This window comes from Micromonospora deserti (genome assembly GCF_003236335.1).
Lineage (GTDB): Bacteria > Actinomycetota > Actinomycetes > Mycobacteriales > Micromonosporaceae > Micromonospora > Micromonospora deserti.
In genome coordinates this window covers 1-379 of record NZ_POUB01000604.1, presented here as the reverse complement: position 1 = coordinate 379, position 379 = coordinate 1, and the positions used below count along the sequence as shown (strand labels likewise).

Annotated in this window: 1 protein-coding gene; it reads right to left on the bottom strand. The window is 39.1% G+C overall.

Annotation, left to right across the window (positions count from 1 at the left end):
* Window positions 1-365, bottom strand: a 365-nt coding sequence (locus C1I99_RS35595) for a 6-phosphogluconolactonase (RefSeq protein ID WP_499877960.1), incomplete at its 3' end; no start/stop codon positions are given.
* Between the last annotated feature and the right edge of the window lie 14 nt (window positions 366-379).

Sequence of the window (379 nt, the reverse complement as noted above, 5' to 3'; positions counted from 1 at the left end):
CCTTTGATTACATCAGCTTTGTCTTCACCGTAAGCTTCGATCAAAATATTCTTACTCTTCATAATTGAAGCAAGTCCCATTGAAATAGCATAACGTGGAACGTCTTCTTCATGTTCGAAGAAACGAGCGTTAGCATCAATTGTTGATTGAGTTAGTGACACTTTGTGAGTTGTACTGTCTGTAGGTGTACCTGGTTCGTTAAAACCAATGTGACCATTACGTCCGATACCAAGGATTTGTAAATCAATTGGGTTATCTTCGATAATTTGGTCATAGTGCTTGGCTTCGGCTTCAAGATCTGCTGCACGACCATTTGGTAAGTATGAGTGCTTGAATGGTTTAGCATTGAAGAGGTTTTCGTGCATAAAGTAATCATAAC